We start from the raw sequence: 16,717 nt of genomic DNA on the forward strand, positions 1-16,717 counted from the left end.
GGTTGCTTAATTGCTGTCCGATCGGTCAAGTGGTGCGTGAGAAACGGGGTATTTCTTGATGACTCAGCATGAGAGGAGTCGTCTATTGTGCTGTCAGCAGCATAACCACCGCTAACAGGGCGGAGACCCACATAGCCGGCTTAATCTCGTCCAGCTTGCCGGTGGCAAGTCGGATGAGCACAAAGCTGATAAAACCAAAGGCGATACCCAGGGTGATGGAGTACGTCAGCGGCATTAAAATGATGGCCAGAAATGCGGGAAAGGCTTCCTCAAGACGGCTCCAGTCAATCTTTCCAATCGGTGCCATCATGAACAGTCCCACCAAAACAAGAGCTGGAGCAGTTGCGATGCTGGGAACTAGGGACAGCAACGGCGAGAGAAACAGAAAAGGCAGAAATAGCACGCCAATAACGACTGCCGTGAGTCCTGTGCGGCCGCCCTGGGCAACGCCAGCACCGGACTCGATAAAGGTTTGTGCCGCGCTGGTGCCGAGGGGGGCCGCGATCATCGATGCGAAAGCATCTACCGTCATGGAGCGCTTAAGGTTGCGTGGATTACCGTTGGCATCCTTGAGATCAGCTGACTCGGATAGCGCCATAAAGCAAGACAGTGAGTCGAAGAAGTTAGTAAACAGCATCACGAAAATGAATGGCAGGTAAGCCACCTTGAGGGCGCCTAAAATATCGACCTTCATTACTGCCGAGAAATCCGGCCATGCGGCTAGGCCTTGCCAAGCGACCAATACGTCGTCACTCCACAGCCGCCCCATAGGGGCTGCCAGCAGAGTGGTTAGGGCGATGCCTAGGATCAGCGCGCCATTGAAGCCGCGAATGACCAGTATCGCGGTAGCCATTAGGCCAATAAAGAAGGTTATTAGGCTTGCGTTTAGATCACCAAGGCTAACAAGGGTCGCTGGGTTGGCGACGATGAACCCGGCATTCTTGAGCCCAATAAAGGTGATGAATAGGCCTATCCCGCAGGTGATGGCATAGCGCAATGAGGCTGGAATGGCCTCGATGATGGCTTCGCGAACGTTAAACAGTGCCAAAATAGCGAACAGTACTCCTGACCAGAATACGCAGCCTAGAGCAACTTCCCACGATAACCCTGCACCAAGCACCAGGGTGTAGGTAAAAAGCGCATTCATGCCCATTCCAGGAGCAACCAAAATTGGGTTGCGGGCATACAAGCCCATGGCCAAGCTACTAAAAAAGCTGATGACCACGGTAGCGGAGAGTGCGGCAGAGAAGGGGATACCCGCATCAGATAAGATGGCTGGGTTGACCACGATGATATACATCCCGGCTAGAAACGTCGCGATGCCTGCAAGCACTTCGGTCTTCACCGAGGAGCCGCGTCGGCTGACATTGAAGTAATTATCCAGGGTGCTCGTTGGCTGGACGGGTGGGGAGCCGGAATACGGCGTAGGGCTTTGTGGCATGACGATATTCTCTTTGTATTTGTTGGGTGAGCTATCGAAAAAACGAGTTTGACCATTTGGTCAACTCGGACAAGCGTAGACAAAAAAACATCAAGAAGGCAACCAAATATATTAATTACGTACACAAAAAATTTTGGAGTGACTTCCATCCTCCTCATTTATCGATGACCTGAAGACCGTGGCATATTGATTGCACGGGTAAAACGGAGCATATAAAGTGGCTGGTAGTTTTAGGGCTAGCCTAAGGTCGATAAATCCTGTAACATTCCAAAAATTTTGGCCCAGTGGCTGCAAAAAGCAGCAAAATATCTGCAGCGAACGAATCGTTGTAGGGTAAGCACCGCGCTTGTTGCACTGGCCTCAGGTTAGAGAAAATAGTCAGCTAAATGCTGCGCCATGGCCATTCGCCACGGAAGAGAACAACAAGCGGGATGAAACCGATTTTTTTACTATCGGCTTCGTCCCGCTTTTTTACGACCCGACGTTTGCACGCAAACGCCGACAAACCGGATCGCCGAGCCTGCGCCCACAGGCTCCCACCAGCATGGGAGAACTTGTCTTGAATAACCCCGCATTGAGCAAACCCGCGATATTGGCCCTGGAAGATGGCAGTGTGTTTCATGGAATTGCCATTGGCGCGGATGGCGTCACTAGCGGTGAGGTGGTGTTCAATACAGCCATGACCGGCTACCAGGAAATCCTCACTGACCCTTCTTACACCCGCCAAATCGTCACGCTGACCTATCCTCATATCGGCAATACCGGCATTAATTCGGAAGATGTGGAATCTGCATCGATTGCCGCAGCGGGCCTGGTGATTCGTGATTTACCCCTGCTGGCCAGCAGTTTCCGTTCAGAGCAAAGCCTTTCTGACTATCTAAAAAGCCAAAATGTGCTGGGCATTGCGGATATCGATACTCGCCGTTTAACGCGCATTCTGCGTGATAAAGGCGCGCAAAACGGTGCGATTCTGGCGGGTGCAGAAGCAGAGGGCGATGATGCGGTAGAGCGGGCGCTGGCGGCAGCGAAGGCATTTCCCGGGTTGAAGGGCATGGATCTGGCCAAGGAAGTCTCGTGCAAAGAGGCTTACGAATGGACACAAGGCGAGTGGACGCTGGGCGAGGGCTACGCTGATACTACCAAAGGTGAGCGTCCTTACCACGTAGTGGCGTATGACTTCGGTGTGAAATTTAACATCCTACGTATGCTGGCCGAGCGCGGCTGCCGGTTGACGGTCGTACCGGCACAAACGCCTGCTGCTGACGTATTGGCGATGAATCCGGATGGGATCTTTTTGGCTAACGGCCCTGGTGATCCCGAGCCTTGTGATTACGCCATCAAGGCGATTCAGGACGTATTGGAAACCAATACGCCGGTATTTGGCATTTGCCTTGGCCACCAGTTGCTGGCGCTGGCCTCGGGTGCCAAAACCATCAAGATGGGCCACGGCCACCACGGTGCTAACCATCCAGTGCAGGATTTAGACACCGGCACGGTAATGATTACCAGCCAAAACCATGGCTTTGCTGCCGATGAAGCGACCCTTCCAGCCAACGTGCGTGCCACGCACCGTTCGCTGTTCGATGGCACGCTGCAAGGAATCGAGCGCACTGACCGCCCGGCGTTTAGCTTCCAGGGGCACCCGGAAGCCAGCCCTGGCCCGCGTGATGTGGCGCCGCTGTTTGATCGCTTTATTGCCATGATGCAGGCGCGTCGCTAACGCTGCCCTTGATCGCTGCCATGTAACGCCGTTTTTTTGTCGCTCATCGTCACCTATTTTGCGGGAACCGTTATGCCTAAGCGTACCGATATCAACAGCATTCTTATCATTGGCGCTGGCCCGATTGTCATCGGCCAGGCCTGCGAATTTGACTACTCTGGCGCCCAGGCGTGTAAAGCGCTGCGTGAAGAGGGGTTCCGGGTTATTTTGGTTAACTCCAACCCGGCCACCATCATGACCGACCCGGCCATGGCCGATGCCACCTACATCGAGCCGATTACCTGGCAAGCGGTTGAAAAAATTATTGAGGCCGAGCGCCCGGACGCGATTCTACCCACTATGGGTGGCCAGACAGCGCTCAACTGTGCGCTTGACCTGGAAAAGCATGGCGTACTGGAAAAGTACCGCGTCGAGATGATTGGTGCCAACGCCGATGCGATTAACATGGCTGAAGATCGCGATCTGTTCGATCAAGCCATGAAGCGTATTGGTTTGGAGTGCCCGAAAGCCAAGGTGGCGCACACCATGGACGAGGCCTGGGAAATCCAGGCTGAGCTTGGCTTCCCGACCATTATTCGTCCTTCTTACACCATGGGCGGCTCCGGCGGCGGCGTGGCGTATAACAAAGAAGAGTTCGAAGAGATCTGTACCCGCGGTTTCGAGCTTTCCAATAACCACGAGCTGCTGATCGACGAATCGCTGCTGGGTTGGAAAGAGTACGAAATGGAAGTGGTGCGGGATAAGAATGACAACTGCATCATTGTCTGTGCGATTGAAAACTTCGATCCTATGGGTGTTCACACAGGTGACTCGATTACCGTCGCGCCAGCGCAAACGCTGACCGACAAAGAGTACCAGATCATGCGTGACGCCAGCCTCGCGGTACTGCGCGAGATTGGTGTGGAAACCGGTGGTTCCAACGTACAGTTTGGTATGGACCCGAAAACCGGTCGCCTAGTGGTTATCGAGATGAACCCGCGGGTATCACGCTCGTCAGCGCTGGCATCTAAGGCCACTGGTTTCCCGATTGCCAAAATCGCCGCGAAACTAGCGGTGGGTTACACCTTAGATGAGCTGCAAAACGATATTACCGGTGGCCGTACGCCCGCGTCGTTTGAGCCATCAATCGATTATGTCGTCACTAAGATTCCGCGCTTTACCTTCGAGAAATTCCCGCAGGCAAACGACCGTCTGACCACCCAGATGAAGTCGGTGGGCGAGGTGATGGCGATTGGTCGTACGTTCCAAGAGTCGCTGCAGAAAGCGCTGCGCGGTCTGGAAACCGGTAACGACGGTCTTGATCCGATCATCACCGATTTCACGCCAGATAACATGGCGATCATTCAGGGCGAGCTGCAGGCCGCCGGTGCCGAGCGTATTTTCTACGTGGCTGACGCCATGCGCTCTGGAATGAGTGTCGATGAGGTATTTGCGCTCACCAATATCGACCCTTGGTTCCTGGTGCAGTTGGAAGATTTGGTGTTGACTGAAAATGCCGTCGCCAAGCGCGCCCTGGTCGATTTCTCTGCTCGCGAGCTGTACCAGCTTAAGCGCAAAGGCTTTGGTGATGCACGTTTAGCCAAGCTGTTGGGTGTATCTGAAAAAGAGTTTCGTAAAACGCGCCAGGCAGCGGGTATTCGTCCGGTTTATAAGCGTGTCGACACCTGTGCGGCGGAATTTGCCTCTGACACCGCTTATATGTACTCCACCTATGAAGAGGAGTGCGAAGCGGACGTCTCGGATCGTCAGAAAATTATGGTATTGGGGGGTGGCCCGAACCGTATCGGTCAAGGTATCGAGTTCGATTACTGCTGTGTTCATGCCGCCTTTGCCATGCGCGATGATGGCTATGAAACGATCATGGTCAACTGCAACCCGGAAACCGTTTCTACCGACTATGACACCTCTGATCGCCTCTACTTTGAGCCGGTGACGCTGGAAGATGTGTTAGAAATTGCCGATAAAGAGAAGCCGGTTGGCGTAATTGTGCAGTTCGGTGGTCAAACCCCGCTGAAGCTTGCCCGTGAGCTAGAGGCAGCAGGCGTGCCGATTATTGGTACCACGCCAGATGCCATTGACCGCGCTGAAGACCGCGAGCGCTTTCAGGTAATGATCGACAAGTTAGGTCTGAAGCAGCCACCCAACGCCACCGCCCGTAGCTTTGAAGAGGCGTTTTCCAAGGCGGAGGCCATTGGCTACCCGCTGGTGGTGCGTCCTAGCTACGTGCTGGGTGGACGGGCAATGGAGATCGTTTATGACGCCTCCGAGCTTGAAAACTACATGACCAATGCGGTGAAGGTGTCTAACGACTCTCCCGTTCTGCTTGACCACTTTTTGAGTGCCGCGATCGAGATTGATATCGACGCGGTGTCGGACGGTCAGCAGGTGGTAATCGGCGGTATTATGCAGCACGTTGAGCAAGCGGGCGTTCACTCTGGTGATTCCGCCTGTGCGCTGCCGCCTTACTCGCTGCCTGCCGATGTGCAGGATGAAATGCGCGAGCAGGTCAAGAAGATGGCCGTTGAGCTGGGCGTTAAAGGTCTGATGAACGTGCAGCTGGCGTGGCAGGATGGCGAAATTTATGTCATCGAGGTTAATCCTCGTGCGTCGCGTACCGTACCGTTTGTGTCGAAGTGCATCGGCACTTCGTTGGCACAGATTGCGGCGCGCTGCATGGCGGGTAAGACACTGGCCGAGCAGGGCTTTGAGCGCGAAATTATCCCGCACTTCTATAGCGTGAAAGAGGCGGTCTTTCCGTTCAACAAGTTCCAGGGTGTTGACCCGATTCTGTCGCCCGAGATGAAGTCGACGGGTGAAGTAATGGGCTCTGGCGAGACCTTTGCAGAAGCGTTCTTTAAAGCGCAGTTGGGCGCTGGCGAAGCCATTCCAGCATTGGATGGCGAGCGTAAAGCGTTCCTTTCAGTGCGCGAGCCTGATAAGCAAGGGATTATCGAAGTGGCGCGTTCTCTGCTAACATTGGGCTTCACACTATGTGCAACGCGCGGTACAGCGGCAGCACTTGAGGCTGCTGGACTGGAAGTGGAGCACGTCAATAAAGTCTACGAAGGCCGTCCCCATATTGTCGATCTGTTGAAGAACGACGAAATCGCCTACATCGTGAACACGACTGAAGGTCGTCAGGCTATTAACGACTCTTCAATTATTCGCCGTACTGCTCTCGCGCGCAAGGTGCCCTATGCGACCACCTTGGCGGGCGCTAATGCTGTTTGCATGGCGCTGGAGTACGGTAGGGAGATTACGGTGCGGCGCCTTCAGGATCTGCATGCAGGAGCAAGTCAATGAACAAGGTCCCGATGACGGTAGCGGGAGAAAAAAGTCTTCGCGAAGAGCTTAATCACTTGAAGGGCGAAGCCCGCCCTCAAGTTATTGCTGCTATTGCTGAAGCGCGTGAACATGGCGATCTCAAGGAGAACGCCGAGTACCACGCCGCTCGCGAGCAGCAAGGATTTATTGAAGGCCGTATCCAGGAAATTGAAAGCAAGCTTTCAGGTGCGCAGGTAATCGACGTTACTAAGCTGCCAAAAACCGGTAAGGTGATCTTTGGGGTTACCGTATCGTTGCTGAACCTGGATAGCGACGCCAGCGTTACCTACCGCATTGTTGGTGAAGACGAGGCCAATATTAAAGAGGGGCGCATTTCTGTGACCTCACCTATCGCCCGAGCGATGATTGGCAAAGAAGAAGGCGATGTGGTGGTGGTAAAAACACCTGGTGGCGATGTTGAGTACGAAATTGAGAGTGTTGAACATCTCTGATTTACCGCGGTGACGCGGGGCAGGCGTCTTGAAGGCGCCTGCAATCCAGGCACACTAAAAGGCCCGTGACGGTGACGTCGCGGGCCTTTTAGTATCATGCGTTGGTTAACGAGCCACGTGTGGGTTAATGCCGTCCGTGGTGGTTTTCAAAACGCGTGATGTTGGAAAGCTTGGGGTTTACCTTTGGGTTACGGCGATAGAGCAGCGCCATTTTGCCAATGGTTTGTACTAGCTCGGCGTTACTGTCGGCGACTAGCTCATTGAGCATTGCGACGCGGTCGTCCCGCTCTGTAATAGCGAGCTTCACTTTGATGAGCTCGTGATCGTTGAGCGCGCGGCTGAGTTCTGCGAGCAAATTTTCGGAGACGCCGTTCTCAGAAACGGTGACCACTGGATTGAGGTGGTGGCCAATGCTACGAAATGCTTTCTTTTGTGCCTGTGACAAGCTCATGGTATCTTGCGGTATCCCGGTTAGCGCTTAACGCTCCATCTTACGGTGAAATGCCGTTAAGTGAAAGCAATCGCGTGAATGCGCCCATCTCTTATTCCAGTGTTAGATTCCCACATGCAGCAAAAGCCCCCAAGCCGTAAACATTCAGTGAGCAAGACCAGCAACAACTGGAAGAAAGAACATTTCGACGATCAGTATGTGAAACAACGCTGGCAAGATGGCTATCGCTCACGTGCAAGCTATAAACTGCTTGAACTTGATGAAAAGGATAAGCTGTTTCGCCCAGGCATGACGGTAATTGATCTAGGCGCTGCCCCAGGGGGGTGGAGTCAAATTGCCGCAGAAAAGGTGGGGCCTGACGGTGTCGTGATAGCGTCAGACATATTAGAGATGGATGCCCTAGCCGGCGTTGACTTTATCCAGGGCGATTTTACTGAAGAGAGCGTGCTTAACGCGATTCTTGAACGTCTAGGAAATCGTCAGGTAGACCTTGTGATGTCCGATATGGCCCCCAATATGAGTGGTATGGCGGCTATTGATCAGCCACAGGCAATGTACCTTGTTGAACTCGCTTTGGAACTTGCGCGAGAAACGCTACCGCCTGGCGGGCGTTTTCTGGCTAAGGTATTTCAAGGCGAAGGATTTGATACCTATTTGAAAGAGCTCCGAAGTAGCTTTGATCGTGTTGTGACTCGCAAGCCGGATGCTTCGAGGGCGCGCTCGCGGGAAGTCTATTTTTTAGCGGAAGGATTTCGAGGCTAGCGAGACGTGGCCCTGTACTCGTCAGTGAGTGCGAGCGTGTAGATACTGGCGGGTAATAGCAAAGATTTATCACCACGATTGCCAGACAGGCAGGCGTAAATTGTGTCACATTATGCACATTGGACGAGCGTGACACAGATGGCCCAAAGCAAAATGTGCTTTGGCAATGGTTGAACGTTAAGCTCTAGTGTAAGGTCTGAGTATTGACGGTTAACTGACGGATTCTTGTAATGAGGGTAGCCCCTTGAACGATATGGCGAAGAACCTGATTCTGTGGTTGGTCATCGCGGCCGTTCTACTGACAGTGTTCAACAATTTCAGTACGGAAAGCGCACCGCAAACCACCAACTACTCTCAGTTTGTGCAGCAGGTGCAAAATCAGCAGGTACGTAGTGTCACGATTGATGGCTATACCATCATTGGTGAGCGTACGGACGGTTCTCAGTTCCAGACCATCCGCCCGTCGGCGGAAGATCCTAAGCTGATGGATGATCTGCTAAGCAACAACGTGACCGTTGTCGGTAAAGAGCCGGAACAACAAAGCATCTGGACGCGCTTGCTGATTGCGAGCTTCCCGATTCTGCTTATTCTGGCCATCTTTATGTTCTTTATGCGCCAAATGCAGGGTGGAGCCGGTGGCGGTAAAGGCGGTCCCATGAGCTTTGGTAAGTCGAAAGCCAAACTGCTTTCCCAAGATCAGATCAAGACAACATTTGCCGATGTTGCGGGCTGTGACGAGGCGAAAGAAGAAGTTGAAGAGCTTGTAGACTTCTTGCGTGATCCTACTAAATTCCAGCGTTTGGGTGGCACAATCCCGCGCGGTGTATTGATGGTAGGTCCGCCAGGAACAGGTAAAACGCTGCTGGCCAAGTCCATCGCGGGTGAAGCCAAAGTACCGTTTTTCTCTATCTCTGGTTCAGACTTTGTTGAAATGTTCGTGGGCGTTGGTGCTTCACGCGTTCGTGACATGTTTGAGCAAGCCAAGAAACAAGCGCCTTGCATTATCTTTATTGATGAAATCGATGCGGTTGGCCGTTCGCGCGGTGCTGGCATGGGTGGCGGCAATGATGAGCGTGAGCAGACACTCAACCAATTACTGGTAGAGATGGATGGCTTCGAAGCTAATGAAGGTGTCATCGTCATTGCGGCCACTAACCGTCCTGACGTTCTTGATCCTGCGCTGCTGCGTCCGGGTCGTTTCGACCGTCAGGTAACGGTTGGGCTGCCGGATATTCGTGGCCGTGAACACATTCTGGGCGTTCATCTGCGTAAAGTACCGCTGGCGGATGACGTTAAGCCGCAGCTGATTGCGCGCGGTACGCCAGGCTTCTCTGGTGCGGACCTTGCGAACTTGGTCAACGAAGCAGCGCTGTTTGCCGCCCGTCGTAACAAGCGCTTGGTTTCCATGGAGGAGTTAGAGCTTGCTAAAGACAAGATCATGATGGGCGCTGAGCGCAAATCGATGGTGATGACCGATAAAGAGAAGCTCAACACGGCGTATCACGAATCAGGTCATGCCATTATTGGCTTGATTGCGCCTGAGCATGATCCTGTTTACAAAGTGACGATTATTCCGCGTGGCCGTGCGCTAGGCGTCACGATGTTCTTGCCGGAAGAAGATCGTTACAGCCTGTCTCGCCAGCAAATTCTCAGTCAGATTTGCTCGCTGTTTGGTGGGCGTATCGCCGAAGAGATGACGCTGGGTGCTAACGGTGTGACAACGGGTGCTTCAAACGATATTAAGCGTGCCACCGAGCTCGCCCATAACATGGTCGCTAAGTGGGGGCTGTCGAATGAAATGGGCCCGATCATGTACGACGAGGATGAGTCTCACCAGTTCCTTGGTGGCCCTGGTCAGGGTGGTGGTAAGCTAAAATCTGGCGAAACAACGTCTCGTCTCGATAAAGAAGTGCGCAAGATTATCGACGAGTGTTACGAGCAGGCTCGTCAGATTTTGGAAGATAATCGCGACAAGCTAGACGCGATGGCCGAAGCACTGATGAAGTACGAAACCATCGATGCTGATCAGCTGAAAGATATTATGGAGGGGCGCGATCCGCGTCCGCCAGAAGGCTGGAACGACGGTGATTCATCGGGCGGCGGCACGCGTGTTAGCGACGACAAGCCTGAAGAGAAGGCTGACGGTACGTCTTCTGATGCGTCTGGCGACGATGGCGAAGAAGATGATGACGAGCCACGCCGTCGTCCTTCTGACCCGTTAGGCGGTCCCGCAGGTCCTTAACATGTGTGAGTGTTAGAGATGTTGGCAAAGGCGCCCCATAACGGGGCGCCTTTTTGTTATGCTGTGAAGCAATTGCAAACACGTTTTTTCTTTTAGTAGGCCGCAGCATGAAACCGATCGTTGACTCTTCATCGCCTTCACGGGCAGCGGATGGCGCATATCACCTGCGCTGTGGGCGCCATTCATTAGATCTTTCGTTTCCACGGGTAATGGGTATTCTGAATGTTACGCCGGACTCCTTCTCTGATGGTGGGCAACACATTGGTCTAGATAGTGCGCTGCACCACGCTGAGCAAATGTTGGCGGAAGGTGCCGCGATGATTGACGTGGGCGGGGAGTCGACAAGGCCAGGGGCTAGCCCTGTATCAGAGCAAGAAGAGTTAGATCGTGTGGCACCTGTGGTTGAAGCGTTAGTGCACGAGCTAGATGCGCTGGTGTCAGTAGATACCAGTAGCCCTGCCGTTATGCGAGAAGTAAGCGCGCTTGGCGCTGGTATGATTAACGATGTGCGATCGCTAGAGCGCGAGGGTGCGCTGGGCGCTGCGGCAAGCACTGGCCTGCCTGTGTGTTTAATGCATCGCCAGGGTGAGCCCCAGGATATGCAGCAGTCGCCCTATTACGGTCAGTCAGTTGAGCGAGTGGTTGCCGACTATCTTGCTGAACGGGTAGCGGCGTGTGAAGCCGCTGGAATTCGCCGAAGCCGTCTGTTGGTCGATCCTGGTTTTGGTTTTGGCAAAACTATTGAGCATAACCTGCGCTTGTTGAAGTATATGGAAGAGCTTCAGGCGCTGGAGTTGCCGCTGCTAGTCGGGATGTCGCGGAAAAGCATGATTGGTAAAGTGCTGGGTCGCCCGGTGGAGGAGCGTTTGGCCGGCGGTTTGGCGTTAGCAGCTATGGCGGTTGAGCGGGGCGCCAATATTTTGCGTGTGCATGATGTCGGGCCCACGGTAGATGCCGTCAATATGGCATGGGCGGTGCTTCAGGAGGGTTGCGAGTCACCGCTAAATAAGGAGATGACGCCATGACGCGACGTTATTTTGGTACCGATGGAATTCGCGGTACGGTTGGGCAAGCGCCGATTACTGCCGATTTTATGCTCAAACTGGGGTGGGCGGTGGGTCAGGTGTTGCGCCGTGAAAAAGGCCGCACGCGTGTGTTAATTGGTAAAGATACGCGCATCTCTGGCTATATGTTTGAGTCAGCCTTGGAGGCGGGGCTGTCTGCCGCAGGTGTCGATGTTGCGTTGCTGGGGCCAATGCCTACACCGGGGATCGCCTATCTAACGCGTACCTTTCGCGCCGACGCTGGGATAGTGATTTCCGCGTCGCATAACCCCTTTGATGATAACGGCATTAAGTTTTTCTCTGCCGAGGGTAAAAAGCTACCCGACGAGATTGAAGATCGCATTGAGACGATGCTTGATGCACCTCTGACAACGGCGAGCGCGGCTCAGTTGGGTAAAGCGACGCGCATTGACGATGCTGCAGGGCGCTATATCGAGTTCTGCAAATCGACGTTACCTGATCGTCTCAGTCTGCATGGTCTAAAAGTGGTATTGGATTGTGCTCATGGGGCTACCTACCACATTGCGCCAAACGTATTTCGTGAGCTAGGTGCTGATGTAAGCGCAATTGGTTCCTCCCCTGATGGGGTGAATATTAACCATCAAGTGGGGTCTACCCATCCCGCAGCGCTGCGTGCAGCGGTGATTCAGCAAGGTGCTGATTTAGGCATTGCCTTTGATGGTGATGGAGATCGAGTGCTGTTGGTAGATGCCGATGGCCGTGAGGTGGATGGCGACGATATTCTTTACCTGATTGCCCGAGATCGTCACGAACGGGGGCTGCTTGAAGGCGGCGTGGTGGGCACTCTGATGAGCAACTTCGGGCTTGCCATGGCGCTGGAGCGGCTGGGGATTCCCTTTCAGCGCGCGAAAGTGGGTGATAGATTTGTCATGGAGATGATGGCTGCCAACGGCTGGGAGCTGGGAGGCGAGTCATCAGGTCATATTGTATGTGGTCATGCTCAAACGACGGGCGATGGAATTGTTTCAGCGCTGCAAGTGTTGGCGTTGATGGTGCGAGAGCAAAAGCCGCTGCTGTCTCTCTTGACGGGGTTGGAAAAGGTGCCCCAGTCGCTGGTTAACGTCAGGCTGCCTGGGGGTACCAACGCAAAAGATGTCATGACGGCAAAGCCGCTACTCGAAGCAGTGGCTGCCCTTGAAGATGAGCTGGGTGACCAGGGCCGAGTGTTGCTACGGCCGTCGGGCACTGAGCCGCTAATCCGAGTGATGGTGGAAGGGCGGGCTCACCTGGATGTTGACCGTCTCGCGCATAAACTTGCCGATCAGGTCCAGGCGTTGCTCAGCTAGCTTGGTAAAAGTGTTTGATAGGCGAGTATGCTTGCCACGTCCCCAACTAACGAACCTGTATAACAGCGGTTGTCTTGACAAGGCCGCTCCTATACCATTTCGCTCCACCTTGAGTGAGGATAATCGATGCGTACGCCATTAATTGCCGGTAACTGGAAAATGAACGGCTCCACGGCGTTGATTCAAGCGTTCGGAGACGCCTTCGCCGCGTCCAAGCTACCTAATGATATCGACGTTGTAGTTATTCCGCCGTTTCCCTATTTGGAAGCTGCACGAAGTGCTTTCCAAAATACGCCGTTACAGTTAGGGGCGCAGACGCTCAATCCTCAGCACTCAGGTGCGCATACGGGTGAGATCAGCGGGCGTATGCTTAAAGAGTTTGATGTGGCCTATGTGCTGGTTGGCCACTCTGAGCGTCGCCAGCTATACAAAGAAGGTGATGAGCAGGTGTTTGACCGCTTGGTAGCCGCGCTTGATATCGGCATCACGCCGATTCTTTGTGTGGGTGAGACCCTAGAAGAGCGCGATGCCGGTAGCACGATGGATGTTGTATTGCGGCAAGTTGGCTATGCAATGGCGCGTTTAGAGCCGGCACAGCGGCTTAAGGTTGTTATTGCCTATGAGCCCGTATGGGCAATTGGGACAGGTCGCACAGCAACGCCTGAGCAGGCTCAGGAAGTAATGGCCGGTATTCGTACCTACCAGGCTGGGTTTGATAAAACGCTAGCCGAGCAGCTTAAGTTGCTTTACGGCGGCAGCATGAATGCAAATAATGCGGCTGAGTTGCTTGCTCAGCCGGATATCGACGGCGGTTTAGTGGGCGGTGCTTCGCTTAAAACCGACGATTTCTACGCCATTTGTCAGTCAGCAGGATAATCCCATGCAAGTTGCAATTCTTATGGTTCACGTGGTGATTGCGATCGCCTTGGTTGTGCTCATCCTGCTTCAGCAGGGTAAAGGTGCCGAAGCGGGTGCCGCCTTTGGTGGCGGGGCATCGCAAACTGTGTTTGGTTCGCGGGGGAGCGGTAACTTTTTGTCTCGCGCAACGGGGCTTTTAGCCGCCGGCTTTTTTGTTACCTCAATGGCATTGGCTTATTTTGCGACCCAGGCAGGACAAGCGCCCGAAGCGGGTATTCCCGACTCTCGCCTGATTGAGCAGCAGCGCAATATTCCAACGCTTGACGATGGCCCTGCAAGTATGGATAATACCGCGCCAGTGCTAGAGGAAAGCAGCGAGTAACATATTGATACTGCTTTTTTTAGCCTCCCCTGTTGCCGAAGTGGTGGAATTGGTAGACACGCTATCTTGAGGGGGTAGTGACCGTATGGTCGTGCGGGTTCAAGTCCCGCCTTCGGCACCATCTGTTTTGCTGGCTCGCCAGCTTCCCAGAGTTATTTTGTCAAATAAGCTTCATTAAATGAGCTATTGTCAAAAAGTAGGGATTGGCACCAAAGACGAAAAATGCACTTGAAAAGAAAGGTTGACGAAAGTGGTTCAAGTGTCTATTATCGTCGACCTAGATTGATGCGGGGTGGAGCAGTCTGGTAGCTCGTCGGGCTCATAACCCGAAGGTCATCGGTTCAAATCCGGTCCCCGCTACCATTTACTAGTAGCATGTTAATCGCCTAAGAAGTCTTGATGTTAGTTAATCTTGATGCTGGTTGGGCAAGGGCGAAAGCCAAGTCATGTTATTAGGTGGTATTACAGGTTTCTTTCGAAAAGCCCCTTCCTGTGAAGGGGCTTTTTGTTAGTAGCTTTTCGAGAGCCAAGAGTGTCTCCAGAGCGGATGTCTTCCGAATTGCCAGAGACACATTTCCGGGTAACGCCAATCAGCCACCTAGCTTCTCATTCAACTCCTGGCCAGGTGCCTGATGCAACGGCTATAGGAGCTTTGTCTGTGGCCACAAAACACGCTGCGCTTCACGCGCTGATCGAACCTGTCGTAGCCGCCATGGGTTTTGAGCTATGGGGTATCGACCATCTTTCCCAGGGCAAGCATTCGCGGCTGGTGATTTATATCGAACGCGAAAGTGGCGTCAGCGTGGAAGATTGCGCTGATATTAGTCGCCAAGTCAGTGCCGTTATGGATGTGGAAGATCCCATTCCTGGCGAATACCGCTTGGAAGTCTCGTCGCCTGGTATGGCACGTCCCTTATATACCCTGGATCAATTTATTCGTTATCAAGGCCACCACGTTGCGCTCAAATTGCGCGTGGCTTTTGATGGACGGCGTAAATATCAAGGCCTTCTCGCTGGTGTCGAAGGCGATGAGGTACTGCTACAGCTGGATGGCGAAGAGTACTGTTTTCCAATCGAAAGCATCGATTCTGCGCACGTCGTCCCGCAATTCGACGAATAAACGGGTGGCGGCTTCCGGCAGGCTGCCGGGATGATGCACAAAAGGACAGGTTTTCTGGCGAGGCAAACGCATGAGTAAAGAAATTTTAATGGTCGTGGACGCGATCTCTAACGAAAAAGGCGTCCCCCGCGATGTTATTTTTGAAGCGGTTGAGGCCGCGCTAGCTAGCGCGTCACGCAAGCGTTTTGATCAGGAAGAAGCCAATGTGCGCGTTCATATCGATCGCCGCACGGGCGACTACGATACGTTCCGCTACTGGACCGTTGTCGAAGATGACGAATTTGAAACACCTGATTATGAAATTAAAGAAACCATCGCTGAGCAGCGTGATCCGCCGCTGAAACTAGGCGATGTGGTTGAGAAAAAGATTGAAAATGCCGTGTTTGGCCGTATCGCTGCACAAACTGCAAAGCAGGTTATCGTGCAAAAGGTGCGTGAAGCCGAACGCGCTGAAGTGGTTCGCCAGTACGCTGACCGCGAAGGCGAGTTAGTGGCAGGTATCGTCAAGAAAACCACGCGTGACGGATTGATTATCGACCTGGGTGAAAACGCTGAAGCGTTCTTGCCGCGTAACGAAATGATTCACGGTGAGCGCTACCGCATGAATGAGCGGGTACGCGCCTTGCTAGTAAAAGTTGATCCAGACGCACGTGGTGCGCAGCTACAGCTGTCGCGTACCTGTCCTGAGTTCATCATTGAGCTGTTTAAAATTGAAGTGCCGGAAATTGCTGAACAGCTGATTGAAATCAAAGGTGCAGCGCGCGACCCTGGCTCGCGGGCCAAAATCGCCGTTAAAACTAACGACCGCCGCATCGATCCTGTTGGGGCGTGTGTTGGTATGCGCGGTTCTCGCGTACAGGCAGTGTCGTCAGAGCTGCAAAATGAGCGTGTCGATATTGTGTTGTGGGACGACAACCCAGCGCAGTTGGTGATAAATGCCATGGCACCTGCCGATGTGGCGTCTATCCTGGTTGACGAAGATGCTCACGCCATGGACGTTGCCGTTGCTCAAGACAATCTGGCGCAGGCCATTGGTCGTAGCGGCCAGAACGTGCGCTTAGCTTCTGAGCTAACCGGCTGGCGTATTAACGTGATGACCGAAGATGAAGCTGAGTCAAAACGTGAGCAGGAAATTGATAGCCTGGTGGACTCCTTTGTTCAGCATCTGGAAGTGGACGAAGACGTTGCCCGCCTATTAGTAGAAGAGGGGTTCACCACCCTGGAAGAAGTTGCCTACGTGCCGCTTGAAGAGATGCTCGAAATCGAAGAGTTCGATGAAGATTTGGTGGAAGAGCTGCGCGCACGAGCGAAAGACGAGCTGCTGACGATGGCCATTGCCTCGGAGGAAGCGCTAGACGGTGCCCAACCAGCAGACGATCTGCTGGACATGGACGGCATGGAGCGCCACCTGGCCTTCATTCTGGCTAGCCGAGGCATCGTCACCATGGAAGATCTCGCCGAGCAGTCTGTCGACGATCTGGTCGATATCGAGGAGTTGGACGAAGCGCGCGCAGCGGCACTGATCATGACTGCCCGTGCGCCCTGGTTTGAAGACGATGGCGTATCGGATTCGAACACACAGTAAAAGGTCACG

The 16,717-nt window shown here is 53.6% G+C and carries 13 protein-coding genes and 2 tRNA genes; 13 read left to right on the top strand and 2 right to left on the bottom strand.

Features of this window, described 5'->3' with window-relative positions:
* Nucleotides 1–82: 82 nt before the first annotated feature.
* Nucleotides 83–1,441, bottom strand: a complete 1,359-nt coding sequence (locus NDQ72_01870) for an NCS2 family permease (GenBank protein WKD28720.1) — start codon at nt 1,439–1,441, stop codon at nt 83–85.
* Between the two features lie 574 nt (nt 1,442–2,015).
* Between NDQ72_01870 and carA the strand changes: the two genes are divergently transcribed.
* The 3 genes from carA to greA all read left to right on the top strand — a co-directional run bounded on the left by carA (nt 2,016) and on the right by greA (nt 6,937).
* Nucleotides 2,016–3,161, top strand: a complete 1,146-nt coding sequence (carA, locus tag NDQ72_01875; GenBank protein WKD30329.1) for a glutamine-hydrolyzing carbamoyl-phosphate synthase small subunit — start codon at nt 2,016–2,018, stop codon at nt 3,159–3,161.
* Between the two features lie 72 nt (nt 3,162–3,233).
* Nucleotides 3,234–6,464: a carbamoyl-phosphate synthase large subunit gene (carB, locus tag NDQ72_01880; GenBank protein WKD28721.1), complete on the top strand. Its 3,231-nt coding sequence runs from the start codon at nt 3,234–3,236 to the stop codon at nt 6,462–6,464.
* Entirely contained in the window at nt 6,461–6,937 is a 477-nt protein-coding gene (gene greA / locus NDQ72_01885; protein ID WKD28722.1) for a transcription elongation factor GreA, read from the top strand. Before carB ends, greA begins: the two co-directional genes overlap by 4 nt.
* A gap of 124 nt (nt 6,938–7,061) precedes the next feature.
* Here greA and yhbY read toward each other — a convergent pair whose 3' ends face one another.
* Entirely contained in the window at nt 7,062–7,388 is a 327-nt protein-coding gene (gene yhbY, locus NDQ72_01890; protein WKD28723.1) for a ribosome assembly RNA-binding protein YhbY, read from the bottom strand.
* 114 nt (nt 7,389–7,502) lie between these two features.
* On the opposite strand from yhbY, the gene rlmE reads away from it, so the two are divergent.
* From rlmE to nusA, 10 genes are all read left to right on the top strand, one after another.
* Nucleotides 7,503–8,150, top strand: a complete 648-nt coding sequence (rlmE, locus tag NDQ72_01895; protein WKD28724.1) for a 23S rRNA (uridine(2552)-2'-O)-methyltransferase RlmE — start codon at nt 7,503–7,505, stop codon at nt 8,148–8,150.
* Between the two features lie 244 nt (nt 8,151–8,394).
* On the top strand, nt 8,395–10,392 hold the full coding sequence (gene ftsH, locus NDQ72_01900; protein ID WKD28725.1) for an ATP-dependent zinc metalloprotease FtsH: 1,998 nt from the start codon (nt 8,395–8,397) through the stop codon (nt 10,390–10,392).
* A 107-nt stretch (nt 10,393–10,499) separates the two neighbouring features.
* Nucleotides 10,500–11,417, top strand: coding sequence for a dihydropteroate synthase (folP, locus tag NDQ72_01905; GenBank protein ID WKD28726.1), 918 nt, complete (start codon nt 10,500–10,502; stop codon nt 11,415–11,417).
* Nucleotides 11,414–12,763, top strand: coding sequence for a phosphoglucosamine mutase (glmM, locus tag NDQ72_01910; GenBank protein WKD28727.1), 1,350 nt, complete (start codon nt 11,414–11,416; stop codon nt 12,761–12,763). The genes folP and glmM overlap by 4 nt, the downstream gene beginning before the upstream one ends.
* Nucleotides 12,764–12,889: 126 nt before the next feature.
* Nucleotides 12,890–13,639, top strand: a complete 750-nt coding sequence (gene tpiA / locus NDQ72_01915) for a triose-phosphate isomerase (GenBank protein ID WKD28728.1) — start codon at nt 12,890–12,892, stop codon at nt 13,637–13,639.
* Between the two features lie 4 nt (nt 13,640–13,643).
* Nucleotides 13,644–14,003 (top strand): preprotein translocase subunit SecG, encoded by a 360-nt coding sequence (gene secG / locus NDQ72_01920; protein ID WKD28729.1) that lies wholly within the window; start codon nt 13,644–13,646, stop codon nt 14,001–14,003.
* Between the two features lie 34 nt (nt 14,004–14,037).
* A tRNA-Leu gene (locus NDQ72_01925) sits at nt 14,038–14,124 on the top strand.
* Nucleotides 14,125–14,289: 165 nt separating this feature from the next.
* Nucleotides 14,290–14,366, top strand: a tRNA-Met gene (locus tag NDQ72_01930).
* A gap of 295 nt (nt 14,367–14,661) precedes the next feature.
* The gene (gene rimP, locus NDQ72_01935; protein ID WKD28730.1) at nt 14,662–15,123 is read left to right on the top strand and encodes a ribosome maturation factor RimP; all 462 of its coding nucleotides are present in this window, start codon (nt 14,662–14,664) and stop codon (nt 15,121–15,123) included.
* A gap of 70 nt (nt 15,124–15,193) precedes the next feature.
* Complete coding sequence (nusA, locus tag NDQ72_01940) at nt 15,194–16,708, top strand: transcription termination factor NusA (protein ID WKD28731.1); 1,515 nt, start codon at nt 15,194–15,196, stop codon at nt 16,706–16,708.
* Nucleotides 16,709–16,717 lie beyond the last annotated feature (9 nt).

Origin of the sequence: Halomonas sp. KG2 (genome assembly GCA_030440445.1) — a bacterium.
GTDB lineage: Bacteria > Pseudomonadota > Gammaproteobacteria > Pseudomonadales > Halomonadaceae > Vreelandella.

Excerpts from the sequence above, each read along its gene's own strand:
- nusA (WKD28731.1), top strand. The coding sequence starts at position 15,194 with ATGAGTAAAGAAATTTTAATGGTCGTGGACGCGATCTCTAACGAAAAA.
- NDQ72_01870 (WKD28720.1), bottom strand. The coding sequence starts at position 1,441 with ATGCCACAAAGCCCTACGCCGTATTCCGGCTCCCCACCCGTCCAGCCA.
- yhbY (WKD28723.1), bottom strand. The coding sequence starts at position 7,388 with ATGAGCTTGTCACAGGCACAAAAGAAAGCATTTCGTAGCATTGGCCAC.
- tpiA (WKD28728.1), top strand. The coding sequence starts at position 12,890 with ATGCGTACGCCATTAATTGCCGGTAACTGGAAAATGAACGGCTCCACG.
- greA (WKD28722.1), top strand. The coding sequence starts at position 6,461 with ATGAACAAGGTCCCGATGACGGTAGCGGGAGAAAAAAGTCTTCGCGAA.
- rlmE (WKD28724.1), top strand. The coding sequence starts at position 7,503 with ATGCAGCAAAAGCCCCCAAGCCGTAAACATTCAGTGAGCAAGACCAGC.
- secG (WKD28729.1), top strand. The coding sequence starts at position 13,644 with ATGCAAGTTGCAATTCTTATGGTTCACGTGGTGATTGCGATCGCCTTG.
- glmM (WKD28727.1), top strand. The coding sequence starts at position 11,414 with ATGACGCGACGTTATTTTGGTACCGATGGAATTCGCGGTACGGTTGGG.
- folP (WKD28726.1), top strand. The coding sequence starts at position 10,500 with ATGAAACCGATCGTTGACTCTTCATCGCCTTCACGGGCAGCGGATGGC.
- carB (WKD28721.1), top strand. The coding sequence starts at position 3,234 with ATGCCTAAGCGTACCGATATCAACAGCATTCTTATCATTGGCGCTGGC.